Source organism: Cronobacter sp. 153480017-3, from assembly GCF_053627815.1.
The window spans coordinates 866,718-892,121 of record NZ_JBSEYN010000001.1; the positions used below are offsets into that span (position 1 = coordinate 866,718).

The 25,404-nt window shown below is 58.4% G+C and carries 23 protein-coding genes; 10 read left to right on the forward strand and 13 right to left on the reverse strand.

Going from position 1 to position 25,404, the window contains the following annotated elements; genetic code table 11:
* Positions 1 to 131: 131 nt before the first annotated feature.
* From galS to ACUW6V_RS04245, 4 genes are all read right to left on the reverse strand, one after another.
* Positions 132 to 1,157 (reverse strand): HTH-type transcriptional regulator GalS, encoded by a 1,026-nt coding sequence (gene galS, locus ACUW6V_RS04230; RefSeq protein WP_012124276.1) that lies wholly within the window; start codon positions 1,155 to 1,157, stop codon positions 132 to 134.
* Positions 1,158 to 1,312: 155 nt separating this feature from the next.
* Positions 1,313 to 2,470, reverse strand: coding sequence for a DUF418 domain-containing protein YeiB (gene yeiB / locus ACUW6V_RS04235; protein WP_454038033.1), 1,158 nt, complete (start codon positions 2,468 to 2,470; stop codon positions 1,313 to 1,315).
* Between the two features lie 8 nt (positions 2,471 to 2,478).
* Entirely contained in the window at positions 2,479 to 3,150 is a 672-nt protein-coding gene (gene folE / locus ACUW6V_RS04240) for a GTP cyclohydrolase I FolE (protein WP_004387461.1), read from the reverse strand.
* Between the two features lie 125 nt (positions 3,151 to 3,275).
* Positions 3,276 to 4,400, reverse strand: a complete 1,125-nt coding sequence (locus ACUW6V_RS04245) for a YbfB/YjiJ family MFS transporter (protein ID WP_004387460.1) — start codon at positions 4,398 to 4,400, stop codon at positions 3,276 to 3,278.
* 123 nt (positions 4,401 to 4,523) lie between these two features.
* On the opposite strand from ACUW6V_RS04245, the gene fghA reads away from it, so the two are divergent.
* Positions 4,524 to 5,354 carry an S-formylglutathione hydrolase gene (fghA, locus tag ACUW6V_RS04250; protein ID WP_105574512.1) on the forward strand — a complete coding sequence of 277 codons (831 nt, stop codon included), beginning with the start codon at positions 4,524 to 4,526 and terminating at the stop codon, positions 5,352 to 5,354.
* 213 nt (positions 5,355 to 5,567) lie between these two features.
* Here fghA and ACUW6V_RS04255 read toward each other — a convergent pair whose 3' ends face one another.
* Both ACUW6V_RS04255 and yieE read right to left on the reverse strand, forming a co-directional pair.
* Positions 5,568 to 7,037 (reverse strand): amino acid permease, encoded by a 1,470-nt coding sequence (locus ACUW6V_RS04255; RefSeq protein ID WP_004387458.1) that lies wholly within the window; start codon positions 7,035 to 7,037, stop codon positions 5,568 to 5,570.
* Positions 7,038 to 7,223: 186 nt separating this feature from the next.
* Positions 7,224 to 8,090, reverse strand: a complete 867-nt coding sequence (gene yieE, locus ACUW6V_RS04260) for a DNA-binding transcriptional regulator YeiE (RefSeq protein WP_007851261.1) — start codon at positions 8,088 to 8,090, stop codon at positions 7,224 to 7,226.
* Between the two features lie 117 nt (positions 8,091 to 8,207).
* On the opposite strand from yieE, the gene ACUW6V_RS04265 reads away from it, so the two are divergent.
* Positions 8,208 to 9,257, forward strand: a complete 1,050-nt coding sequence (locus ACUW6V_RS04265) for a YeiH family putative sulfate export transporter (RefSeq protein WP_097565873.1) — start codon at positions 8,208 to 8,210, stop codon at positions 9,255 to 9,257.
* Positions 9,258 to 9,331: 74 nt separating this feature from the next.
* A complete protein-coding gene (gene nfo / locus ACUW6V_RS04270; protein ID WP_454038034.1) occupies positions 9,332 to 10,189 on the forward strand; it encodes a deoxyribonuclease IV in 858 nt (285 codons plus the stop codon).
* Here the strand turns inward: nfo and ACUW6V_RS04275 are convergent, their stop codons facing one another.
* From ACUW6V_RS04275 to fruB, 4 genes are all read right to left on the reverse strand, one after another.
* Complete coding sequence (locus ACUW6V_RS04275) at positions 10,190 to 11,020, reverse strand: sugar phosphate isomerase/epimerase family protein (protein ID WP_454038035.1); 831 nt, start codon at positions 11,018 to 11,020, stop codon at positions 10,190 to 10,192.
* A gap of 129 nt (positions 11,021 to 11,149) precedes the next feature.
* Positions 11,150 to 12,847, reverse strand: coding sequence for a PTS fructose transporter subunit IIBC (gene fruA, locus ACUW6V_RS04280; RefSeq protein ID WP_110868557.1), 1,698 nt, complete (start codon positions 12,845 to 12,847; stop codon positions 11,150 to 11,152).
* Positions 12,848 to 12,863: 16 nt separating this feature from the next.
* Entirely contained in the window at positions 12,864 to 13,802 is a 939-nt protein-coding gene (gene fruK / locus ACUW6V_RS04285) for a 1-phosphofructokinase (RefSeq protein ID WP_004387452.1), read from the reverse strand.
* A complete protein-coding gene (gene fruB / locus ACUW6V_RS04290; protein WP_007869392.1) occupies positions 13,799 to 14,932 on the reverse strand; it encodes a fused PTS fructose transporter subunit IIA/HPr protein in 1,134 nt (377 codons plus the stop codon). The genes fruK and fruB overlap by 4 nt, the downstream gene beginning before the upstream one ends.
* 369 nt (positions 14,933 to 15,301) lie before the next feature.
* Here fruB and setB point away from each other — a divergent pair, with 369 nt between their 5' ends.
* Entirely contained in the window at positions 15,302 to 16,483 is a 1,182-nt protein-coding gene (setB, locus tag ACUW6V_RS04295) for a sugar efflux transporter SetB (RefSeq protein ID WP_454038036.1), read from the forward strand.
* Here setB and ACUW6V_RS04300 read toward each other — a convergent pair.
* Together ACUW6V_RS04300 and ACUW6V_RS04305 are read right to left on the reverse strand one after the other, a co-directional pair.
* Positions 16,480 to 16,734 (reverse strand): YkgJ family cysteine cluster protein, encoded by a 255-nt coding sequence (locus tag ACUW6V_RS04300; protein WP_004387449.1) that lies wholly within the window; start codon positions 16,732 to 16,734, stop codon positions 16,480 to 16,482. The genes setB and ACUW6V_RS04300 overlap by 4 nt on opposite strands.
* Before the next feature lie 119 nt (positions 16,735 to 16,853).
* Complete coding sequence (locus ACUW6V_RS04305; RefSeq protein ID WP_454038037.1) at positions 16,854 to 17,048, reverse strand: hypothetical protein; 195 nt, start codon at positions 17,046 to 17,048, stop codon at positions 16,854 to 16,856.
* Between the two features lie 191 nt (positions 17,049 to 17,239).
* Between ACUW6V_RS04305 and yeiP the strand changes: the two genes are divergently transcribed.
* The gene (yeiP, locus tag ACUW6V_RS04310) at positions 17,240 to 17,812 is read left to right on the forward strand and encodes an elongation factor P-like protein YeiP (protein ID WP_004387446.1); all 573 of its coding nucleotides are present in this window, start codon (positions 17,240 to 17,242) and stop codon (positions 17,810 to 17,812) included.
* 63 nt (positions 17,813 to 17,875) lie between these two features.
* Here yeiP and uxuA read toward each other — a convergent pair whose 3' ends face one another.
* Positions 17,876 to 19,066 carry a mannonate dehydratase gene (gene uxuA, locus ACUW6V_RS04315; RefSeq protein WP_454038038.1) on the reverse strand — a complete coding sequence of 397 codons (1,191 nt, stop codon included), beginning with the start codon at positions 19,064 to 19,066 and terminating at the stop codon, positions 17,876 to 17,878.
* Positions 19,067 to 19,272: 206 nt separating this feature from the next.
* Between uxuA and ACUW6V_RS04320 the strand changes: the two genes are divergently transcribed.
* The 5 genes from ACUW6V_RS04320 to ACUW6V_RS04340 all read left to right on the forward strand — a co-directional run bounded on the left by ACUW6V_RS04320 (position 19,273) and on the right by ACUW6V_RS04340 (position 25,321).
* Entirely contained in the window at positions 19,273 to 20,739 is a 1,467-nt protein-coding gene (locus tag ACUW6V_RS04320) for a mannitol dehydrogenase family protein (RefSeq protein ID WP_454038039.1), read from the forward strand.
* A 130-nt stretch (positions 20,740 to 20,869) separates the two neighbouring features.
* Positions 20,870 to 21,856 carry a CobW family GTP-binding protein gene (locus ACUW6V_RS04325; RefSeq protein ID WP_105573787.1) on the forward strand — a complete coding sequence of 329 codons (987 nt, stop codon included), beginning with the start codon at positions 20,870 to 20,872 and terminating at the stop codon, positions 21,854 to 21,856.
* A 30-nt stretch (positions 21,857 to 21,886) separates the two neighbouring features.
* The gene (locus ACUW6V_RS04330) at positions 21,887 to 22,594 is read left to right on the forward strand and encodes a phosphatase PAP2 family protein (protein WP_104671328.1); all 708 of its coding nucleotides are present in this window, start codon (positions 21,887 to 21,889) and stop codon (positions 22,592 to 22,594) included.
* Between the two features lie 426 nt (positions 22,595 to 23,020).
* Entirely contained in the window at positions 23,021 to 23,590 is a 570-nt protein-coding gene (mepS, locus tag ACUW6V_RS04335) for a bifunctional murein DD-endopeptidase/murein LD-carboxypeptidase (protein ID WP_004387441.1), read from the forward strand.
* Positions 23,591 to 23,758: 168 nt separating this feature from the next.
* Positions 23,759 to 25,321, forward strand: coding sequence for a cyclic di-GMP phosphodiesterase (locus tag ACUW6V_RS04340; RefSeq protein ID WP_454038040.1), 1,563 nt, complete (start codon positions 23,759 to 23,761; stop codon positions 25,319 to 25,321).
* Positions 25,322 to 25,404: the final 83 nt, after the last annotated feature.

The window sequence follows — 25,404 nt, forward strand, 5'->3', positions numbered from 1 at the left end:
GGCAGATAACGTCAGTGTTAAATCGCCGTTACATAAAGTTTCAGGCCCATGAGACGCCGTCATCATAGTCAGCGCAATGTTAATATACTGTGAATTTACTCACAGATTGAAAGCGGTTACATCACGCGCATTTATAAACTAGTGATCGGCTCCACATTTTGCCGCGCCGCGACGGAATGACGACGCACCAGCGTAGGCATAAAACAGTGGGTAGCCGTCGGATCCAGCGCTCCTGCGGCCCCCTGTAGCGCCAGTTCAGTGGCGAGACGCGCCATGGAGACCACCGGATAACGTACGGTGGTCAGTTGCGGATCGGTGTAACGGGCGATCGGGATATCATCGAAACCAATGACTGACAGATGCTGCGGCACCAGAATGCCGTTATCTTTCAGCGCCGTCAGCGCGCCTGCCGCCATGCTGTCGTTGTAAGCAAACACGGCGGTGAGATGCAGATTGCGGCCTAAGAGTTCCACCATCGCCGTCTCGCCGCCCTGCATATCCGGGCTACCGGTGCCGACCCAGGCCTCCGGCGGCTGAACGCCTTCATCGGCCAGCGCCCGCTGCCACCCTTCGCGGCGTTTGTCGTTATCATCAATCTGGTGGCTGGAGGCGAGATAGCCGATGCGCTGATGGCCGCTGCTTTGCAGCATGCGCGTCGCCATCATCGCGCCGGTGACATTATCAAGCCCCACGCAGCGATGCGCGTAACCCGGCACGATGCGGTTAATCAACACCATGCCTGGCACCTGTTCAAGAAAAGCGGCAAGCTCCTCGTCGCAAAGCGATTTGGCGTGCACGATAAGCGCGCTGCAACGCTGGCGGATCAACACTTCAATGGCGTGGCGCTCTTTTTCCGCCTCGTGATAGCTGTTGCCGATAAGCACATATTTGCCGTGCTGCTGCGCCACGACATCGACGGCTTTCACCAGCGCGCCGAAGAACGGATCGGAGACGTCCATCACCACAACGCCTATCGTATCGCTGACCTGGGTGGCCAGCGCCTGGGCGTTCGCGTTCGGGCGGTAACCAAGCTGCGTCACCGCCTGCATGACGGTTTCACGCGTTTCCGGGCTGACCAGCGCGCTGTTATTGAGAACGCGGGAGACCGTCGCAACAGAGACCCCTGCCAGACGGGCAACGTCACGAATGGTGATCATGGCGACCACCCTGAAGAGCTGAAATGCGTCTCACAGAAACCCCCTGTGTTAAGTCAGGTGGCTATTCTGGCAGTGCGCCTGAATGCGCTGCGTGAAGCGCATCACAGCGCTGGAAACGGTTACATACGATTTGTTAACGATTGTGATCCAGATCGTTATCTGGATGATACAGATTGCGGTGCGCCTGCGGCGAGACGCGTCAGACGCCGCCATAGCCATTCCAGCGGCCCCTGGCGGAAATAACGCAGCCACAGCACGGAGAACACGAGATTAACGGCCCAGACCGCCGGGACAAACGCCAGCAGCGAGAGCCGATCAAACTGCATAAACAGGCCGAAGCGGTTGAAGAGCGTCGTACAGATAAGGCTTTGCAGCAGATAGTTAGTGAGCGCCATACGCCCGACGCAGGCCACGGCGGTCATCAGTTTCAGGCGCGCCAGACACGGCCAGTAGCCGAAAACCAGCGCCGTATAGCCGAGCGCCTGCAGCGGCGCGCCCAGTTCGCGCGGTGCCTGAAGCAGAAACGCGCACCAGCGGTAATCCCAGCCGAGATGCCACTGCACGATTATCGCGGGCAGGTTAATCAGCACGCCCAGCGCCACCAGCCCGAAACCGGTGCGCCGGTAGTGGCGCAGGCTGAATTCGCCGCGCAACCAGCCGCTGCGCATCAGTGCCGCACCGTTCAGCATCATGCCCGCGAGCTGCCAGCCATACTGCGCGCCGAGCGCCAGCAGCATGGAAGAGAGCAGATCGAGTCGGCTGCGCACGGCCTCCATGCCCCCTTCCAGACGCCAGAATTTTTCATAGAAGAGATCGGCCGCCTGCGGCGTCCAGGAGCGGCTCATGTGCTCGCCGGATATCATGCCGAGCAGCAACAGCACCGCAATCCCGATGAGATAAAGCACCACGCCGGTTTTAAACAGCGATTTCACACTCGGGGCATCGCGCACCATGCGCCAGCAGATGAGCCCTACCAGCCCGTACGCCAGCAGAATATCGCCATCCCAGATGAAAATAGCGTGTACAAAACCGAGCAGCGCCAGCAGCGTAAGCCTTGCCTGGATCCAGCGTTTACCGCGCGGCAGCAGCATTTGCAGACCAGCCCCGAACAGCAGCGCGAACAGCGTGAGGAATTTGACCTGGGCGAAGAGATCGAGCAGCGCCCATGTCCAGGCGTCGCGGGAGGTGATATCGCCATACCAGGCGGGGTTGAGATAGGCCGCCTTCGGGAGCCCAAAGGCGGTAATGTTAAGCAGAAGGATGCCGAGGATCGCCAGACCGCGTACCGCGTCGAGGGTGATATTTCTCGTCATCCTGGGTTTTAGCCGTTGTGGTGACGCACAGCGCGCAGAAACTCCTGGCGCGTGTTCTGGCTGGACTTAAACAGCCCGCCGAGCGAGGTTGTGGTGGTCGCGCTGGTCGCGTCGCGGATGCCGCGCGCTTTCACGCAGTAGTGCACCGCGTCGATGGAGACCGCCACGTTGTTCGTGCCAAGCAGCGTTTGCAGTGCCACCAGTACCTGCTGCGTCAGTCGCTCCTGCACCTGCGGGCGCTGGGCGAAGAACTGCACGATGCGGTTGATTTTTGAAAGGCCGATCACCGCGTCTTTCGGGATATACGCGACGGTCGCTTTACCGTCGATGGTCACGAAGTGGTGTTCGCAGGTGCTGGTCAGGGTGATGTCGCGCACCGTGACCATTTCATCCACCTTCATTTTGTTCTCAATAACGGTAATCTTCGGGAAATTGGCGTAATCGAGGCCGGAGAAAATCTCATCCACATACATCTTGGCGATGCGATGCGGCGTTTCCATCAGGCTGTCATCGCTCAGATCCAGGTTAAGCAGCTGCATGATTTCGGTCATATGACCGGCGATAAGGCGCTTGCGGGTTTCGTTATCCAGCTCGTTGACCGGCGGACGCAGTGGCGTCTCCAGACCGCGCGCGACCAGCGCTTCATGAACCAGGGCCGCTTCTTTACTGAGTGATGGCATCGTTATTTTCTCCTGCAGGTGTAACCAGACTCTGCCCGGCCGGGGCTGAGCGTGGGCTCATTGTGCGTGAGCTAACGCACATAATCCAGTGGCCGGGGCGAAATTGTTGAAATCGTCGCGGCCTTTCAGGCACGCCGGAAGACCAGCGCGCCGCCGATAAACAGCGCCACGCCCGCGAGCCACAACGCGGGCTCAAGCTGGCCGGTGAAGTGGCTTGAGAGCGCTGAAGTGACCGGCCCGACAAGCTGCCCTATCGCATAACCGGTAGTCAACAGACCTGCGAGATAGCGGGTGTGCGACGGTGCCAGCTCGCGCCCGCACTGCAAAGAAAGCTGCACCGCGCACAGGAAACCGCCGCCCACGAGAAGTGAGCCGATCACAAGCCCTGATAATCCCGGCAGCAGCGCCGCCGCCAGTACGCCGAGCCCCTGGAGCCAGAGAACAATCGCGAGACGCTGTGAGGCCGTACCGCGCGTTCGCCAGAGAATGCTGAGCGCAATGCCCACAACCGACGCCGCGCCGAACACCGGCCAGACGAACTGAGCGAACAGGCTGCCGGGAAAGCGCGCCGCCGCCATCTGCGATAAAAACGTGGCGGGCAGAATATAGCCGTAGCCTGCGAGACTATAGCTCCAGACCAGTCTTTTCAGCGCGGGCGTCAGTTCCAGCGGCGCGGGCGGCGTATCCGCCCGGTGCAGCTCGCCTTTGCGGGGTAAATAACGGGCGATAAGCGCAATCAGCGCGAACGCCAGCGTGCCGTAAATCACCCAGCCCTGTGCGGCGCTGAGCGCCGCGCCGTGGATCCAGACCGCCAGCAGGCCGCTGATAGTGATACCAACGCCAGGGCCTGCGAAGACCGCCGCGCTCAAACCCGGCCTGCCGTGGTGGGCGAGCTGTTCGTTAGTCCAGCCCGCGGCCATCACCAGCGCCCAGCCGCTCATGCAGCCAATCACGAAGCGCACCACGCCGTGCGACCACGGGCCGTCCGCCAGCGCGGAAACCAGCGTCAGCAGCACCGCGCCCCAGACGCCCATATGCAGCCGGTATTCCACATGGCGATGCGCGCGCATGGCATCCCAGGCACCCACCAGATAGCCAAGATAGTTGGCAGCGGCCACAAGCCCCGCGGTGGTCAGCGTCAGTTCGCCCTCGCCCACCATAAGCGGCACCTGGGGCGTGAACGCGAACCGCCCTATTCCCATTGCCACCACCAGTGCCAGAAAGCCGGTTAATGCAATACGCAGCGCCACGCCGCCTCCATTTGTTAAAATAAAGTTATCAATATGATGCGCTATGATCCCGGCCCGGTGAAGTGAAACTTGCTCACCTGACGGTTAGACTGCACTATCCGGGTTTGAACAAAAGGAGCCCCTATGGAACTGCTCGAAGAACACCGCTGTTTTGGCGGTTTACAACAGCGCTGGCGTCACGACTCCCGCGTGCTTAACTGCCCGATGACCTTCAGCATCTATCTTCCGCCCGACGCGCAGACCCCGCCGCCGGTGGTTTGGTGGCTGTCCGGGCTGACCTGCAGCGATGAGAATTTCACTACCAAAGCGGGCGCGCAGCGGGTAGCCGCTGAGCTGGGACTGGCGCTGGTGATGCCGGATACCAGCCCGCGCGGCGACGCGGTGGCGGATGACGCCGGTTACGATCTCGGCAAAGGCGCGGGCTTTTACCTGAACGCCACCGAGACGCCGTGGGCCGCGCATTACCGGATGTTTGATTATCTGAGCGAGGAGTTACCGCAGGTGCTGGCGGAAAACTTTACGCTGGCACCGAAAGCGGCGATTAGCGGGCATTCGATGGGCGGCCACGGGGCGCTTATCATGGCGCTGAAAAATCCGGGGCGTTTTAGCTCGGTGTCGGCGTTTGCGCCTATTGTGAACCCGGCCGGGGTGCCGTGGGGCAAAAAAGCGTTTACCGCGTATCTGGGTGATGACGAAAATCTGTGGCGCGCGTGGGACAGCTGCGCGCTGATGGAGCAGGCGTCTGCGGAAAACGCGATCCCGACTCTTATCGATCAGGGCGACAATGATCCGTTTTTCGGCGAGCAGCTTCAGCCGGAGCGGCTTGACGAAGCCGCGCGCAAGGCGGGCTGGCCGTTAACGTTGCGTATGCAGCCGGGTTACGACCACAGTTATTATTTTATCGCCACGTTTATTGAAGAGCATTTGCGTTTCCACGCGCAGCATCTGCGTTAACAGAGTGTGGTGGGTGTGATTCAAAGGTCGTAATGCGGTACGCGGTGGGTGCGCTGCGCTTACCCACCCTACTATATAAGAGTAATGGCGGGTGCGTTTTGCTTACCCGCCCTACGATAAAGGTGCGACAAGTATGTAGGGCGGGTAAGCGCAGCGCACCCGCCGTCCCACAGAAAAACCCCATAAAAAAGGCCGCATCGCGCGGCCTTTTCTTTATTTCTTCAGATGTTCAGGGAATTCCATATCGCGGTAACGCACGAAACGGGAGCCCTTCACCAGCTTGTAACCAAACCAGATAATCAGGAACAGCGGAATGCCAATATAGGTGGCCGCAACGGCTGCCCAGTCAATGGTGTCCGCAAGGAACGCCTGATAATTCTGGCCGAGCGTAATAATCAGGCACAGCACAAAGGCGAAAATCGGGCCCAGCGGGAAGAAGCCGGAACGATACGGCAGATCGTTAATGTCATTGCCCTGCAACACATAGCCGCGACGGAAACGGTAATGGCTGATGGCGATACCCAGCCAGGCGATAAAGCCTGTCATCCCGGAGGTGTTCAGCAGCCACAGATAGACCGTCTGGTTGCCAAACATCGACGTCAGGAAGCACAGACCAGCGATAACCGTCGTCGCATACAGCGCGTTGCGCGGCACGCCGCCTTTCGACAGCTTCGCGAAAATGCGCGGCGCTTTGCCGTCGCAGGCGAGCGTATAGAGCATACGCGTGGAAGCATACATCCCGGAGTTACCCGCAGACAGCACCGCCGTCAGGATCACCGCATTCATAATCGCCGCCGCGCCCAGCAGACCGGCGTGCTGGAACACCAGCGTAAACGGGCTGACGCTGATATCTTTCACGTCGTTACGCAAAAGGCTCGGATCGGTGTACGGAATAATCAGGCTGATTATCAGAATTGCGAACACATAGAACAGCAGGATACGCCAGAATACCTGACGCACCGCGCGCGGAATGTTTTTCTCTGGCTCCTCTGATTCACCCGCCGCGATACCGATAAGCTCGGTGCCCTGGAAGGAGAAGCCGACAATCATCGCCACGCCTATCATCGCCGAGAAACCGCCCGCGAAAGGCGCATCGCCGATAGCCCAGTTGCTCCAGCCGGCCGGCGCTGCCCCTTTGAAAATACCGACGATCATCGCGATGCCCACCAGGATAAAGATAATCACGGTGGCGACTTTGATTAACGAGAACCAATATTCCGCTTCGCCAAAGCCTTTCACGGAGATGACGTTCAGCAGGAACATGATGCCGAGGAACAGCGCGCTCCAGATCCAGCCGGGCGTGTCCGGGAACCAGTAGCTCATCACCAGCTGTGATGCCACGAGGTCAACCGCGATGGTCACCGCCCAGTTGTACCAGTAGTTCCAGCCGAGCGCGAAGCCGAAGCCTTCTTCGACATATTTCTGGCCGTAGGTGGAAAACGAGCCGGAGACCGGCATATAGGCTGCCAGCTCGCCGAGGCTCGTCATCAGGAAATAGACCATCAGACCGATGAGAATATAGGACAACAGCGCGCCACCCGGGCCCGCCTGAGAAATGGTCGCACCGGAAGCGACAAAAAGCCCTGTGCCGATGGAGCCGCCAATGGCGATCATGGTCAGGTGGCGCGCCTTCAATTCGCGACGCAGCCCAGGCGCTTGTGTGGTTTTAGATTCGGAAACCATATAAAAATAATGCCCATCCATCAAAAGAGGCGCGATTGTAGCAGAGTTGCCGCTAAGCGCCTGGTGGAAATACGCGGTTATAAGAGAGCTTCATGATCGCTCGAGGATTATAAGTAAAGCAGCGAATCGGGGCGTTGAGAGGAAAAAAACTGATGATGAGCGCGCCGTGTGACGCGCTCCGCGAAATCAGAGTTCGCAATAGCGCAAAAAACGCGCCAGCGCGCTGGAGAGATGTTTTTGTCGGTGATGAATGCGGTAAAGCGTGCGCACCAGCGGCGGCAGCGGCACTTTCACTTCTACCAGCGAGCCGGTTTCCAGCTGCTCGGCGATCACCCGCCGCGACAGGCAGCTCACGCCAAGCCCGTGGCGTACCGCGTGTTTAATGGCCTCCGAGTTGCCAAGCTCCATGCTGAGGCGAAACTGCGGCAAATGTGACAGCAGCAGATAATCGACAATTTCGCGTGTGCCGGAGCCTTTCTCGCGCAAAATCCACGGCATGGCGGCGAGCCGTTCCAGCGTCACTTCGCCTTCCAGCAACGGGCTTGCGGGCGAGGCGAACACCACCAGTTCATCCTCAAGCCACGGCTGCGCCACGATTTCTGCCATATGGCACGGCCCTTCGATAAGCCCGATATCCACGCGAAAATCGCACACCGCCTGCACCACGTCGAGACTGTTGCCGACGCTCATCTCCAGCGGCAGATCCGGAAAGTCGCGGCGATAGCGGGCGATTATCTCCGGCAGAATATAGTTGCCGATGGTGCTGCTGGCGTAAACGCGGATAGCGCCATTGTCATTGCGAAACAGCCGTTCGATTTCGCCCGCCTGCTCCAGCAGCGCCACGGTGCGCGGATATAACAGCCGCCCGTGTTCATTGACGACCAGCCGCTTGCCGACGCGGTCAAAAAGCTGTACGCCGAGCTGGCCTTCCAGATCGGTGAGCGCCGCGCTGACGGCGGACTGGGAGAGGGACAACATCTGAGAGGCCTGGGTCGTCGAGCCGCTTTTCAGGACTTCGGCGAACACTTCCAGCTGGCGTAAGGTGATGTGCATGATGACCTCGTGCGAACGCAACCGTGCTTACCACTTATTAAGATTAATTATAAATATATAATCAATTTTAATTTTATACCAGAACGGCATAAGCTTATTCCATAACAGGAGGACGCTATGACCACACTGACTTATTCCGAACGCCATCATGGGCTTATGCATTTCTTGCCGGGTCTGGCGCTGACCGGTTTACTCACCGCCGCCGCTATCTGGATCGGCGCGATTCCGGCCGTAGGTAACGCGGGTTTTAGCGCGCTGACCGTGGCTATTCTCGGCGGCATGATTATTGGCAATACGCTGTACCCGAAAATCCATACCCACTGCGACGGCGGCGTGCTGTTCGCCAAACAGCATTTGCTGCGCCTGGGCATTATTCTGTACGGGTTTCGTCTCACCTTCTGGCAGATAGCCGATGTGGGTGCGAGCGGCATTCTTGTTGATATCCTGACGCTCGCCAGCACCTTTACTCTCGCCTGCTGGCTCGGGCAGAAAGTCTTTAAGCTTGACCGTGAAACCAGCTGGCTGATTGGCGCGGGCAGCAGCATCTGCGGTGCCGCCGCGGTGCTGGCGACCGAGCCGGTGGTGAAAGCGCAGGCGAGCAAAGTCACCGTGGCGGTGGCAACGGTCGTGATTTTCGGTACGCTCGCGATTTTTGTCTACCCGCTGCTGTGGCCGTGGCTTTCGCCGTGGTTTAGCGAGCAGACCTTTGGAGTTTATATCGGCTCAACGGTGCATGAAGTGGCGCAGGTGGTCGCGGCAGGCCATGCGGTCAGCCCGGACACCGAAAACGCGGCGGTAATCGCCAAAATGCTCCGCGTGATGATGCTGGCCCCGTTCCTTCTGCTGCTGGCAGGCCGGGTAAAACAGCTCTCTCCACGCAATGGCGAGAAAGCGGGCAAGATTACCATTCCGTGGTTCGCTCTGCTGTTTATTGTGGTCGCGGCGTTTAACTCCCTGCATCTGCTGCCGCAGGTGGTCGTGCAGACGCTGGTGACGCTCGATACCATTCTGCTCGCGATGGCGATGGCGGCGCTCGGCCTTACGACGCACGTCAGCGCGCTGAAAAACGCCGGTGTGCGTCCGCTGCTGATGGCGCTGGTGCTCTTCGTCTGGCTGATTGTGGGCGGTGGCGCGATTAATCTCGCGGTCACGCATCTGCTGGCATAAAGCGGCACGCCTTTCCCTGCTCTGTCCGCTATGATAAAACGTTCCCCCTTTTGCGGGTATGACAGGAGAAAACGATGAAGTTTATAGGCGCGCACGTCAGCGCATCGGGCGGGGTGGCGAACGCCCCGGCCCGCGCGGCAGAAATTGGCGCGACAGCCTTTGCGCTGTTTACCAAAAACCAGCGCCAGTGGCGCGCGGCGGCGCTGACGCCTGCCGTCATCGACGAGTTCAAAGCCGCCTGCCGCCAGCATGGCTACGGCCCCGGTCAGATCCTGCCGCACGACAGTTTTCTGATTAACTTAGGCCACCCGGAGCCGGAAGCGCTGGAGAAATCCCGCGCGGCGTTTATCGACGAGCTGGCGCGCTGCGCACAACTCGGCCTGACGCTGCTGAACTTCCACCCCGGCAGCCACCTCCAGCAGTTAAGCGAAGAAGCGTGTTTGTCGCGCATCGCCGAGTCGGTAAATATCGCGCTCGATAAAACCGAAGGCGTGACGGCGGTGATTGAAAACACCGCAGGTCAGGGCAGCAACCTCGGTTTCCGCTTTGAGCATCTGGCGGCGATTATCGATCAGGTGGAAGACAAATCTCGCGTCGGCGTGTGCATTGATACCTGCCACGCCTTCGCCGCGGGATACGATCTGCGCACCGAAGGAGACTGCGAGAAAACCTTCGCCGAGTTCGACCGCATCGTCGGCTTTCAGTATCTGCGCGGGATGCACCTCAATGACGCTAAAAGCACTTTCGCAAGCCGCGTCGACCGTCACCACAGCCTGGGCGAAGGTAATATCGGCTTTACGCCGTTTCGCTGGATCATGCAGCAACCGCATTTCGACAACATTCCGCTGATTCTGGAAACCATTAATCCCGATATCTGGAATGAAGAAATCGCCTGGCTGAAGGCCCAGCAAACGGGCGGCGCACAGGCGTAATTACGCCTCTCCCTCGCGGTGCGGCGCTTCAAGCTGCGCCGCAAGCCAGTTCAGCGAAGCCAACCCGGCGCGGGCGCTCTCTTCGGCGGGTGCCCGCTGCCACGCATCGCTGAACACCTCAAGCGACCACGGCCCCTGATATCCGCTCGCCATTAATGTGCGCGCGAAATCCACCACCGGCAGGCTGCCTTCGCCCGGATACGCGCGAAAGTGGCGGCTCCACGCCTCCAGCGGTAAATCCTTATGCGGCGCATCGGCGAATTGCGTAAAGAAGATTTTCTCAGGCGCAATGTCCTTAAGCGCCAGCGTATCTCCGCGCGCCAGCATGTGAAAGCTGTCTAACACCAGGCCGAGCGCCGGATGATCCACGGCTCTCACCCGCTCCCAGGCCTGCGTGTAGCGGTTCACATGGCGGCCCCAGGCGAGCGCCTCATACCCCACCCGCGCGTCAAACTCGGCCGCGATTTCCGCGAGGCGCGCTAAATCCTCCGTCTGCCGCGCCGGATCGGCGCTGCTGTCCGCCTCCAGATTGCTGCACACCAGTAGACTGCGGCAGCCCATTTCGCGCATCGTCTCAAACGTGCGGTACGCGCGCTCGCGCGTTTGCGGCCACGCCTCCTGCGGCACGCCGTCAACGTTACGCAGCGGCTGATAAAGAAAAATGGTTAAGCCCAGCTCGCGGCACAGCGTAGCCAGCCGCGCCGGGCTTTCGCCCCACTCCGTGAAATCGGGTTCAAATATCTCGACGCCGTCGAAACCGGCCTGCGCGATGGCGCGCAGCTTTTCCGGCAGGGTTCCGGCGACACACAGCGTGGCGATTGAGCGCAGCACAGCGTCCTCCTTTAAGCGATACAAAGACTTAAGTGTTGACGCAAATGGCGCAGAGGGCAAAAAAGACGTGTAACGGGGAATACAGAGGGGGGATAAAAAACTCCCTGCCGGAGCAGGGAGTTATCAGCATCAGGCCGCTTTCGCCGCCAGTTCGCTTTCCGGACGTTTCAGGAAGGCATACACCAGACCCGCCAGCAGCGAACCTGCCACAATGGCGAGCAGGTAGCCCAGCACCGGGCTGATAGCGCCAGGGATCAGCAGGACGAACAGACCGCCGTGCGGCGCCATCAGTTTCGCGCCAATCGCCATGGAGATAGCGCCGGTCAGCGCGCCGCCCACGATACAGCAAGGGATCACACGCATCGGGTCTCGCGCCGCGAACGGGATTGCGCCTTCGGAGATAAAGCACAGGCCCAGCACCAGCGCCGCTTTGCCGCCCTCCTGCTGGCCTTTGTCGAATTTACGACGCGCCACCAGGGTAGCGATACCCATCGCAAGCGGCGGAACCATACCGGCCGCCATAATCGCCGCCATCGGCGCATAGACCTGAGAACTCAGCAGCCCCACGCCAAAGGCATACGCCGCTTTGTTCACCGGACCGCCCATATCGGTACACATCATCGCACCGAGGATAGCGCCCAGCAGGACGGCGTTCGCCGTACCCATGCCCTGCAGCCATGCGGTCAGGCCCGCCAGGATTTTGGCAACCGGCGTACCGATCACGTAAATCATCGCCAGACCCACAATCAGGCTGGAGAACAGCGGAATGATAAGGATTGGCTTCAGCGCCTCCATGCTCTGCGGCAGCTTCACTTTACCGCTGATGGCTTTCGCCACGTAACCGGCCAGGAAACCCGCGATGATGCCGCCGATAAAACCGGAACCGGTGCTGACCGCCAGCATACCGCCGATAAGACCCGGCGTGAGGCCCGGACGGTCGGCGATGGAGAACGCGATATAACCGGCCAGTACCGGCACCATCAGGGCGAACGCAGAGCCGCCACCGATTTTCATCAGTGCTGCCGCCAGCGTCCCTTCCTGTTTAAAGGCTTCGATACCGAACACAAACGAGAGCGCAATCAGCAGACCGCCCGCCACCACCATCGGCAGCATATAGGAGACGCCGGTCAGCAGATGACGGTACGGACCTGCACCGCCCTGTTCTTTCTTATCGGTCGCCACAGTGCCAGCGCCTGCCGGCTGATACGGTTTGGCTTCGGCCACCGCTTTGTCGAATTCCTGCGCGGTTTTCTTCAGCGCGAGGCCGGTCGAGGTGCGATACATCGGTTTCCCGGCGAATTTCGCCAGATCCACTTCGATGTCCGCCGCCACGATGACCAGATCCGCCTGCGACACTTCTTCCGGCGTAATCGCATTACCCGCGCCGACAGAGCCGCGCGTTTCCACTTTCACCCACCAGCCGCGTTTTTTGGCTTCGGTTTCAATCGCTTCCGCCGCCATAAAGGTGTGCGCCACGCCGGTCGGGCAGGCCGTGACCGCCACAATGCGTTTCGGGCCGCTGGCGTTTACGCTTGCCGCAGGCGCGGCGGCGACAGGCGCGGTATACGCCTTCGCATTCGATTTCGCTTCGCTTAAAAACAGCTCCGGGTGCGCCACGGCGCGATTAATATCGCCGAGGTAAACCTTTTTGCCATTCAGGGATGCGTCTGCCGGTACGGCACTGCCGATAACAATCGCCAGTTCCGCATCGTTCGGGTTATCGGTTAATTCCAGCTGTGCTTTTTGCGCGGCGGCACCAAGCAGCGTTTTCGCCATATAAGCGCGGGCCTGTCCACACCCGGGCTCGATAATCAGCAGCGTTTTCATTATGCCTCTCCTGCTGTTAGTGGAAGGGTTTTAAGTCGACACGCGCCATCATTGCGGCCAACTGTGTCCTGTCGGTGATGCCGACGTTGCTCTGGCTGACCGCCAGCGCCGCCACCGCCGTTGCAAGACGTAGGGTATGTTCACTGGATTCACGCATCAGCAAGCCGTAGATCAGGCCGCCAACCATGGAATCCCCTGCCCCGACCGTACTGACGACGTCACAGGACGGCGGTTTGGCGATCCATTCACCCGACGCGTTTACCCACAGCGCCCCTTCCGCGCCCAGAGAGATCACCACATGGGCGATACCCTGTTCGCGAAGCGCGTGAGCCGCCTCGATAACATCTTTGAGTTCCGGCAGTTTGCGACCGGCCCAGATCTCCAGCTCGCGGCGATTCGGTTTCACCAGCCACGGCGCGGCTTTCAGCCCCGCGACCAGCGCCTCGCGGCTGCTGTCGAAGATAATGCACGGACACTGGCTGCGCAGACGGGTCATCCAGTCGGTGAACGCTTCCGGAGAAACGCCCGATGGCAGGCTGCCGCTGACGCACACCATGTCGAACTGGCCAAGCCAGGTTAAGGAGTCATTAACGAAACGCTCCCAGTCGGCAGGCGTCACTTCAAAACCGGAGAAGTTAAGGTCGGTCACTTCGCCGTCTTTTTCCGTCAGTTTGACGTTAATGCGGGTACGGCCCTGCACCACCTGGAAACGGTTGGCGATGCCAAGTTCGCTGAACAGCTGCTGAAAGCCGTCCTGGTTATCTTTACCGAGAAAACCGCCCACGGTGACGTCGATACCTAAATCTTTGAGCACTTTGGCGACGTTAATGCCTTTACCCGCAGCGTGCAGGCCGGTGGTCCGCACGAGGTTAACTTCGCCGCGCTCAATCTCTGCGCAGTAACCTACCAGGTCATATGCCGGGTTGAGAGTAATAGTGGCGACACGTCTGCTCATGCTGCGCCCTCCCCGAGACCCGCGTTGATGGCTTCGCCGATGGCGTCCAGCGCCGCCTGCGCATCGTCGCCCTGTGCGGTAAAGCGCAGGCGATGGCCTTTCTTAACGCCGAGCGCCACGACTTTCATCAGGCTGCGGCCATTCGCCGGTTTACCGGTGCCGTCAAGGTTGGTGACAGTCACATCGCTATTGAACTGTTTGATGGTGTTCACCAGCACCGTGCCCGGACGGGCGTGCAGGCCGTGCTCGTTACGCACGGTGAATTCGGCGCTCAGCACATCTTCGCCTGGCGCGTCATCGCTGGTCAGCAGCGTCAGCAGCGTGGCGGCGTCGGCGTTCAGCAGACGGTCAGCTTTGTTCGCGATCAGCAGTTCGCTGACGCGGCCCAGTACCTGCAGCGGCTGATCGTCAGCGACCGCGACCGTCAGCAGCAGGCCGACGTTTTCGCCATCCTGCGTGAACGGCTGCGCCGGACGGCTCACCGCGACTGCGCTGGCGAGGTTGCCCTGCGCGCTGTCAGCAAGCCAGACGCCCTGGCCGAGGTTCAGCGGTTTAGCGTTAATCACGTGGCTTACGAACTCCGCATCCACCGCGCCCGCTTCGCTGAGACGACCGGCGTTCAGCGCCTGTAACGTCACAAGGCTCGTGGCCGCAACGTCAAGCGTGAGGGTGTCGTTGTCCAGTTTCATGCCCGCGCTTTGCTTCTCGCCCATGAGCAGCGCACGCAGCTCTTCGGCGGTGGTCGCGGTTTTCAGCTGTTCAGCAATAGCATCGTCGCTCAGCACATGGGTGAGCTGACGCAGCAGGCCTAAGTGTTCATCGGAGCTGGCCGCGATGCCGATAGCGACGTACGCTACCTGATCGTCGCCCCAGGCGACGCCCTGCGGGAACTGAAACACCTGGACGCCGGTTTTCAGCACCTGGTCACGCGTGTCCGTCGTCCCGTGGGGAATGGCGATGCCGTTGCCTAAGAAGGTGGAGGTTTGCTTCTCGCGGGCCAGCATGCCGTCAACATAACCGGCGCTGACGTTGCCCGCTTTCACCAGCGCGTCAGCAACCTGACGAATCGCGGCTTCTTTATCTCCGGCATGAGCGCCGGGATGGATATCCTGAACAGATAACTGGAACATGGTCTCCTCGCTTGCTGAACCCGAATCGTTTCAGCCGTTGTGAGAAAAAGAGCGTTGTCACGCCAAATGAGCAAAACGAGACAACGCTGAAACGTTTCAAGAAAGTCTGCATTCTCCGCGCTCTGCGTGCAAGAAAAGCCGTTATTCACATGTTGAATATTAGAGATCCCGCACATTTCACCCCTTAGTGAAACGCGGCGGGTGCCAGGTTCAGCTTTTTTCCGGGAAGGTTCAGCTCGCTTCAGCAAAGCGGCAAAATGATTATGAAATGCTATTTTGATTTTTTGTGGCGTCGTGGTGACTGGTTGCTGTTCAAATAATGACAAGAGGCGTAAACTCCGCCCCTTCTTTACCGATACTGCTTACGCTATGCAAAACGACTCCCTCGCGGCCCCGCGGCGTCCGCTCGATTTCACATCAGCCTCGTTTCTGATCGTTGCTTTTCTCACCGGTATTGCGGGCGCGCTGCAAACCCCGACGCTGAGCCTGTTTCTGACGGAAGAGGTACACGCGCGTCCGGCGATGGTCGGCTTCTTTTTTACCGGTAGCGCGATTATCGGTATTTTCGTCAGCCAGTTTCTGGCCGGGCGCTCGGATCGTAAGGGCGACCGTAAATCCCTGATTTTCGCCTGCTGCCTGCTGGGCGCGCTGGCGTGCCTGTTGTTTGCCTGGAACCGCAACTATTTCATTTTGCTGTTTGTCGGTGTGTTCCTGAGCAGTTTTGGTTCGACCGCCAACCCGCAGATGTTCGCGCTGGCGCGCGAGCATGCCGATCGCACCGGGCGCGAAGCGGTGATGTTCAGCTCGGTGCTGCGCGCGCAGGTGTCGCTCGCCTGGGTGGTCGGGCCGCCGCTGGCGTATGCGCTGGCGATGGGATTCGGTTTTCAGGTGATGTATGTCAGCGCCGCGGCGGCGTTTGTTCTGTGCGCGCTGATGGTCTGGTGCTTTTTACCGTCGATGCGCAAAGAACCGCTCGCGACCGCCGCGCCGCTGGAAGCGCCGCGCCGTAACCGGCGCGACGCGCTGTTGCTCTTTTCGGTGTGTACGCTGATGTGGGGCACCAACAGCCTCTACATTATTAATATGCCGCTGTATCTGATTAACGAGCTGCGCCTGCCGGAAAAACTGGCGGGCGTGATGATGGGCGCGGCCGCCGGGCTTGAGATCCCGGTGATGCTGATTGCAGGCTTCTACGCCCGCAAATTCGGCAAACGCTTTCTGATGCGGATCGCGGTGGCGGCAGGCGTGCTGTTTTATCTCGGCATGCTGACGCTGCACAGCCCGGCGCTGCTGCTGGCTTTACAGCTGCTGAATGCCATTTATATCGGCATTCTGGCCGGTATCGGCATGCTCTATTTTCAGGATCTAATGCCAGGCCAGGCGGGTGCGGCGACCACGCTGTACACCAATACCACGCGCGTGGGCTGGATCATCGCCGGATCGCTTGCGGGCGTGATTGCGGAAATTCTCAACTACCACGCGGTGTTTTATGTGGCGCTGGCGATGACCGCAGGCGCGGTCTGGTGTTTGTGGCGCATTAAGGACGTTTAAGGCGCGGTCAGCGCCTCAAGGTGAATAAGAAAGGTCATCGCCTCGTGGCGGCTTTCGCCGCACATCTCTTTCGAAGGCTGAAGGCCGCCGCAGACTTTCGGGCGCAGCGGCGAGCCGAACAGCTTACAGCGCAGGCGTTCGTCGAGCTGGACGCAGGGCGTATTGGCCGGTTTGCCGTCGGGCATGCCCGGGATCGGGCTTGAGATCGACGGTGCGGTGCAGCAGGCACCGCAGTCGGGGCGACATTCCATACATTCTCCGTGACGACGCTCAGGCGTCGGTCAGTGATTTTTCAAGCAGCAGCCGGTAGTCTGCCACCTCGCCCTTCTTTTCCAGCCCGATGACCTGGTACCGTTACGGAAAAGCAGCATCAGCCTGGCGCCGATTCATAGCCGAGCGTAAAGCCCACCGGCTCTGCACCGTTATACGCCACCAGGGCGCAGGCGGCGCGCTCGCCGATACGCTGGCGGATAACCTGCGCATCATGCAGTCCGGCAAACTCCGGGATCAGACGATAAACGGTAGCCGTTTCTTCAGGCGGGACGAGACGGATGGAATTCGGCATGGCGGCTCCTCGCGTGAAAGCCGGGCATTGTAGCGTTTTGCCTCGCCGGGTACAGCACTGATGTCGAAAAACTCACCGCGCGCGACTTTTTCGGTGCGTCTCGCAATGTACGTAATTCCGCTTGCCTGGCGCGTGCCTCGCGAGTAACTTGTCGCGATATTTTGCATATTCCAGCTTAACAGGACACGTCGATGCCAAGAGCGAATGAAATTAAAAAAGGTATGGTGCTGAATTACAACGGCAAACTGCTGATTGTGAAAGATATCGATATTCAGTCGCCGAGCGCGCGCGGCGCGGCTACGCTGTACAAAATGCGCTTCTCTGATGTCCGTACCGGGCAGAAGGTGGAAGAGCGTTTTAAAGGCGACGATATTCTGGACACCATTACGCTGACCCGTCGCTTTGTCGATTTCTCTTATGTCGACGGCAACGAATATGTCTTTATGGATAAAGAAGACTATACGCCGTATACCTTTACCAAAGACCAGATTGAAGAAGAGCTGCTGTTTATGCCGGAAGGCGGCATGCCGGACATGCAGGTGCTGACCTGGGACGGCCAGCTGCTGGCGCTCGAACTGCCGCAGACGGTGGATCTGGAAATCGTCGAAACCGCGCCGGGCATCAAAGGTGCCTCCGCGAGCGCCCGCTCCAAGCCTGCCACGCTCTCAACCGGCGTGGTGATTCAGGTGCCGGAATACCTGAGCGCCGGTGAGAAAATCCGCGTGCATATCGCCGAGCGCCGCTATATGGGCCGCGCCGAGTAATCGCCGCCCTGAGAAAAGACAAAGCCCCGCCAGTGCGGGGCTTTTTTATGGCGGCGCTGACGGTTACAGCAAATCCGGGAACAGTACTTTTTTCAGCGCCAGCTCCACACCGCGCACTTCCGCAAGCCCTTTCAGGCGGCCAATCGCCGAATAGCCGGGGTTGGTTTTCTTGCGCAGATCGTCAAGCATCTGGTGGCCATGATCCGGACGGAACGGGATCGGGCGCAGATCGCCTGCTTTTTTACGGCGTTGCTCTTCGGTCAGAATCGCTTTTACCACCGCGACCATATCGACGTCGCCATACAGATGCGCGGCTTCATGGAAGGTTTTTGGGTTCGCCTCGCGGCAGGTGGAGCGCAGATGCGTGAAGTGAATGCGATCGGCGAAGGTTTCAACCATCCGCACCAGGTCGTTATCCGCACGCACGCCGTATGAGCCGGTGCACATGGTGAAACCATTATGAATGCTGTCGACGGTCTCTTTCAGCCACTGCATATCTTCAATAGTGGAGACAATGCGCGGCAGGCCGAGGATCGGGCGCGGCGGATCGTCCGGGTGGACTGCCAGGCGCACACCCGCTTCTTCGGCCACCGGGACAATCGCTTTCAGAAAATACGCCATGTTGTCGCGCAGCGCGGCCTTATCGATATGGTCATATTCGCTCAGGCGGGCGCGGAACTGATCCAGCGTATAGCCCTCTTCCGCACCCGGCAGACCGGCGATGATATTACGCGTCAGCGTCTCAATTTGCGCCTCGCTCATGGCGCTGAAATAGTCCTGCGCCTGACGTTGTTCATCGTCGGTGTAATCATGACGCGCGCCGTCGCGCTTTAAGATATGCAGTTCAAAGGCCGCGAAGGCGATGTGATCGAAACGCAGCGCTTTTGAGCCATCCGGCAGCGTGTATTCCAGATCGGTACGCGTCCAGTCAAGGATGGGCATGAAGTTGTAGCAGACGGTATCGATGCCGCAGGCCGCCAGATTGCGGATGCTCTGCTGGTAGCTTGCGATGTAACGATCGTACTGGCCGGTATGGGTTTTGATATCTTCGTGCACCGGAATGCTTTCGACCACCGACCAGGTCAGGCCTTTCTGCGCCAGCTCCGCCTGACGTTTTTTGATCTCCCCCACCGGCCAGACTTCGCCGTTGGGAATATGGTGCAGCGCAGTAACGATGCCGGTCGCTCCGGCCTGTCTGATGTCGTCCAGCGAAACCGGATCGTTCGGCCCATACCAACGCCAGGTTTGTTCCATCGCCCTCTCCTTAAAAAGTTGTTATACCAATATCACTAACCTCTATGATGACTACCATACATGTTTACCTAAAGCCGTCAAACCACATGCTGTCCGCTATTGATCCAGCTCACAAACCCCGGATATTTACGGCACACCAATTCAATTTGTTGTCATATAACTTTACACTGATTTTGTTAAATAATGGTTATCAGGATATGTGAGAAATGAATAATATCGCCTCCGCCACGCTGCCTGCTTCGGTCCAACGCCCCACTTATGACCGCCGCGCCCTGCAAACCCGCATCGTGCATTTTGGCTTCGGCGCGTTCCACCGCGCGCATCAGGCACTGCTGACTGACCGGGTGCTTAACCTGAACGGCGGCGACTGGGGCATCTGCGAGATAAGCCTTTTCAGTGGTGATGAATTGATGAGCGCGCTGCGCGCCCAGGATCACCTTTATACCGTGCTGGAAAAAGGCGCTGACGGTAATCAGGCTATTATTATTGGCGCGGTAAATGAATGCCTCAACGCGAAGCTCGACGGGATGGACGCGATTATTGAGAAATTCTGCGAGCCGCAGGTCGCTATCGTCTCATTAACCATTACCGAAAAAGGCTACTGCATCGATCCGGCGACCGGTCAGCTTGATACGCAAAACAGCCGCATCGCGCACGATCTTGAAAACCCGCACCAGCCGCAATCTGCCCCTGGTCTGCTGGTTGAGGCGCTGCATCGCCGCCGCGAGCGCGGGCATGCGCCGTTTACCGTGCTCTCCTGCGATAATATTCCTGATAACGGCCATGTGGTGCGCGAAGCGGTGCTCGGCATGGCGCATCAGCGCGATCCTGCCCTTGCGCAGTGGATAGCCGACCATGTGACGTTTCCCGGCACGATGGTGGATCGCATCGTACCCGCCGCGACGCCGGAATCGCTGGCGGAAATTGCCGACGCTCTCGGCGTTGCCGATCCGTGCGCCATCAGCTGTGAGCCATTCATTCAGTGGGTGATTGAAGATAATTTCGTCGCGGGCCGCCCGGCCTGGGAGGACGCGGGCGTCCAGATGGTGGATGACGTGCTGCCGTGGGAGCAGATGAAATTAAGAATGCTGAACGGCAGCCACTCTTTTCTCGCGTATCTCGGTTATCTGGCGGGCTATGCGCACATCAGCGACTGCATGAACGATACACACTTTCGCGACGCGGCGCGCCAGTTGATGCTGCGCGAACAGGCACCGACGCTGCGCATTAATGGCGTTGACCTTACCGGCTATGCCGACAGCCTGATTACGCGTTTTGCCAACCCGGCGCTGAAGCACCGCACCTGGCAAATTGCCATGGACGGCAGCCAGAAACTGCCTCAGCGTATGCTCGATTCGGTGCGCTGGCATTTGCAGCACGGGGGCGAATGGTCGCTGCTGGCGCTTGGCGTGGCGGGCTGGATGCGCTACGTCAGCGGCGTAGATGACCGCGGCCAGCCTGTCGACGTACGCGACCCGCTCGCTGAAAAAATCGCGGCGCTGGTACAATCGAGCAGCGAAGATGAACGCGTCGGCGCGCTGCTGACGCTCAAAGAAGTCTTCGGTGAAGATCTGCCGCAGCATCCGCTGTTTATTCATACGCTGAATGCCGCCTGGCAGTCGCTGTTCCGTCTGGGCGCGAAAGAGGCGGTTGCCCGGCTCGCACGCCGCTGATTTTTAACCCTGAATGCTTTTAACGCGGACGCGCGCCTGCCCGTCCGCGTTTTCTCTTCTCATGCCCATTATTTTTATCCAGAATGTCGCCTGATGATTTATTCCCGTCAGATATTTATCAGGAGCGCACGTGACCCGTACCAGTCTCATTACCGGTTTTCTTGGCAGCGGAAAAACCACCACGATCCGTCATCTGCTGGCCCATAAAGATCCTGCGGAAAAGTGGGCCGTCCTGGTCAATGAATTTGGCGAAGTCGGCATCGACGGCGCGCTGATGGCCGACAGCGGCGCGATGTTAAAAGAGATCCCCGGCGGCTGCATGTGCTGCGTTAACGGCCTGCCGATGCAGGTTGGATTGAATACCCTGCTGCGCCAGGGAAAACCCGATCGCCTGCTGATTGAGCCAACCGGACTTGGCCATCCGAAGCAGATCCTCGATATGCTGACCTCAGCGGTATATGAACCCTACATTGATCTGCGCGCCACGCTTTGCCTGCTCGACCCGCGTCAGTTGCTGGATGAAAAATATGTCGCCAATGACAATTTCCGCGACCAGCTGGCGGCGGCAGATATTATCGTTGCCAATAAACAGGATCGCAGCGATGCGGCAAGCCTTGCGGCGCTGAACGCCTGGCGCGACGAATATGCCGCCGACCGGGAACTGGTGTTCGCGACCCAGGGTGAAATCGACCCGGCGTTGCTTGATAAGCCGCGTCTTAACCTGCGCGAACTGCCCGCCAGCGCGCATCATGCACATTCACATGCCACACGCAGCGGCCTTGCCGCGCTGAGCCTGCCGGGCAATCAGCGCTGGCGTCGTAGTCTTAACAGCGGTCAGGGGCATCACGCCTGCGGCTGGATTTTCGATGCCGATACGGTGTTCGATACTATCGGCATACTGGAGTGGGCGCGGCTGGCACCGGCTGAGCGCGTAAAAGGCGTGCTGCGCATTCCTGAAGGGCTGGTGCGTATTAACCGCCAGGGGCAGGATTTTCATATCGAAACCCAGAGCGCGCCGCCGCCAGACAGCCGCATTGAGCTGATTACCGCTTCGGAAACGGACTGGAACGCGCTTCAGTCCGCTCTGTTGAAGCTTCGTTTAGACACCTCGCTTTAACGTTACCCTTTTGTGAAACTTCAGACGCCCATGATGACTTCCCGTTTCCCCGCGATCCTGCTGCTTAATCTGGCAGGTGCCGTCCTTTTTCTTTCCTGGTATCCGCCGGCGCAGACCGGATTCTGGTTTACCCTTGATGCCGGGATTTTCCACTTTTTCAATCAGCTGGCCGCCACCAGCCACAGCTTTTTATGGTTTCTGGCGATAACGAATAATCGCGCCTTTGACGGCTGCTCGCTGCTGGCGATGGGCCTGCTGCTGCTCTGGTACTGGCGCAAGGCCACCCCGCCTGGCCGCCGCCACATCATTATTATGGGCATTGTGATGCTGCTTTCTGCGGTGGTGCTGAACCAGCTTGGGCATCTGCTGCCGGTGTCGCGCCCGAGCCCGACGCTGACTTTTGAAGACAGCCTGCGCGTGGGCAAAATGGTGGGGATCTCCACCAAAGACGCCTCGACCGACAGTTTTCCGGGCGATCACGGCATGATGCTTTTAATATTTGCGGGTTTTATGTGGCGTTATTTCGGCGCTAAAGCTTTCGGGCTTGGCCTGCTGATATTCTGCGTTTTCGCGCTCCCGCGCATGATGATTGGCGCGCACTGGTTTACCGATATCGCCGTTGGCTCTTTGTCAATCGTTTTTATTGGTCTTCCGTGGATTTTATTGACGCCGCTTAGCGATAAAATAATTACCTGGCTTAATAATCATCTGCCTGGTAAAAAAACAACAAATTCATAACAATTAATAAATACTTTAAAAGTATGTTCAACAGGGATCGTTAAGGGTCCCTGTTTATTTTATAGACACACCTTCCCGAACGCCTTTCGCAAGACTTTCATATATTCGTCATAAAAATGAATAGGTTGTCTATTTTTACAACAACTCATCACTCCTTATCCTTTCTCTGCCACTGCTATACCGGGCATTACAATTTCTTATAAAAAAATAAATAAAACCACTCGCCATATGGGGTTTGTTCAGGTAATCTCAGGAGCGTTTTGCGGTTTAAGGGCATTTATTGGTAATGCAAATAAAAAGTGTGGCCTACCACACAATTTAGCTCACCAGGAATTGTCTTACCCCCCAGAGCTCATTAGTCTCGGCACGTTTAGCATTTTTTATAACGATTTTTATCGTTAAGGACTTCAAGGGAAAACAAACATAATGGTCAAATCTCAACCAATCCTGAGATATATCATGCGGGCCATTCCCGCAGTCGCTGTGGCAGTTTTGCTTTCAGCATGTAGCTCCACCAATACCGCAAAAAACATGCATTCTGAGACGCATGCAGTAGGTGAAAACGACGGGCTGTTACTGCAAGCCTCTCAGGATGAATTCGAACAGATGGTCCGTACGCTGGATGTGAAATCCCGCATTATGGATCAATACGCTGACTGGAAAGGCGTGCGCTATCGTCTCGGCGGCAGCACTAAAACCGGCATCGATTGTTCCGGCTTTGTGCAGCGTACTTTCCGTGAACAGTTTGGTTTAGAACTCCCGCGCTCTACGTATGAGCAGCAGGAAATGGGCAAACCGGTCGATCGTACCCGGTTGCGCTCCGGCGATCTGGTGCTGTTCCGCGCTGGATCTACCGGCCGTCATGTCGGCATTTACATCGGCAACAATCAGTTTGTGCATGCGTCCACGCGCAGTGGCGTCATGATTTCCAATATGGACGAACCGTACTGGAAGAAGCGCTATAACGAAGCGCGCCGCGTACTGAGTCGTAGTTAATCCGGTATGACGATTTCCCTTGATCGTCCTTACTGAATAAAAAACGCTGCTGATGCAGCGTTTTTTTCGTCTGTGTCTCTGTTCTTGCCGCTTCTGTAACCCCTCACCTCAGGCGGGTTTTCTGTTAAGCTGGTTTCACGCCAGTTGCTCGCACAGGAACTAAAAAGGATGTTATCCAGTCCGCCTTTTGCATCAACACTGTCCACGCCCCGTAAAATTATTCTGGTCGGTATTGCGACAGGCCTGGCCCTGGCGTTGATTATCACAATCGCTGCCCGCGGCTGGCTGCATCAGCAGCGTGAGAATCAGTACGATCTGCTGGCGCGGGATATTCATCACTATCTCAATACGTATTTTGCACAACTGAAATCCTCCGCCGACGCGCTGCAACCGCTCACCCTTGCGGAATGCGGCACCGTGTCGTCTGAGCTTACTTCGCGTGCGGCGTTTAACCTCAACGTACGCGCTTTTTTACTGGTCAGAGACGGCGCGGCCTACTGCTCTTCCGCCACCGGCAAGCTTCACCTGCCGCTTCACAATCTCGCTCCGGATATCGACACCCATAAAACGGTTGATATCAGCATTATTCCGGGCACGCCAATGATGCCCGATAAACCGTCCATTGTGATGTGGTTCGGCAATCCGCTGATGGAAGGCCGTGGGATCGTCACTACGCTTAACGTGAATCTCACGCCGTATCTGGTCTACACCGCGCGCCAGAACGATCTCAACGGGCTGGCTCTGGTAGCGAAAGACAGGGCGCTGACCACTTTTTCTGGCAAGGTCATGACGCCAGATGAACTGCCCGCCTCACCGCTGCGTAATGAAAGCGTGCAGGGCTATCCGCTGAAGCTTTATCTCTATGGCGACACCATGCCCGCCGAAGACCGCCATCTGGCACTGCTGCTCGGTTTATTAATTGGCCTGCTGGGTGGCACACTGACGGTGATCCTGCTGGCGCTGCGCGCACGATCGGGCCGTGAGATCGTCAGCGCCATCAAGCGCAATCAGTTTTTCGTGGTTTACCAGCCGGTGGTGGACGCCGCCACGCGTCAGATCCGCGGTGTCGAGGCGCTGATGCGCTGGGAACACCCGAGCGCGGGCATGATACCGCCGGACGCGTTTATTAATTTCGCCGAGGCCCAGGGACTTATCGTTCCCTTAACCCGCCACCTGTTCAGGCTCATCGCCCAGGATGTACCACGCCTGCAACAGACGCTACCGCCTGGTGCCAAGCTCGGTATTAATATTGCGCCCGGTCATCTTCATTCCGAGCAATTCAAAATGGATATTCAGAAGTTGCGCGCCTCGCTGCCGCCGGATTATTTCCAGCTGGTATTTGAGATAACCGAGCGCGACATGATCCGCGAGGAAGAAGCGCTGGATCTTTTTCAGTGGCTGCATGAGCAAGGCTATGAAATCGCGGTCGATGACTTTGGCACGGGCCACAGCGCGCTTATCTACCTTGAGCGCTTCACACTGGATTACCTGAAGATCGATCGGGGGTTTGTGAATGCGATCGGCACCGAAACGATCACCTCGCCGGTACTGGATGCCGTCATCAGCCTTGCGAAACGCCTGAATATGGCGACAGTTGCCGAGGGCGTGGAGACGCAGGAGCAGGCGAAATGGCTGACCGTGCGTGGCGTGAACTTCTTACAGGGCTACTATTTCAGTCGCCCGATGCGTGCCGCCGATCTGCCTGCCAGCATGAAAGAAGCCGACGCATAACGCGGGGCTATTTCACAATCGCGCGCGGCTCCCTTATTATGCAGCCATGCTGTTACCGCGCCCGTTCAGGCCCCGGAGAAGGA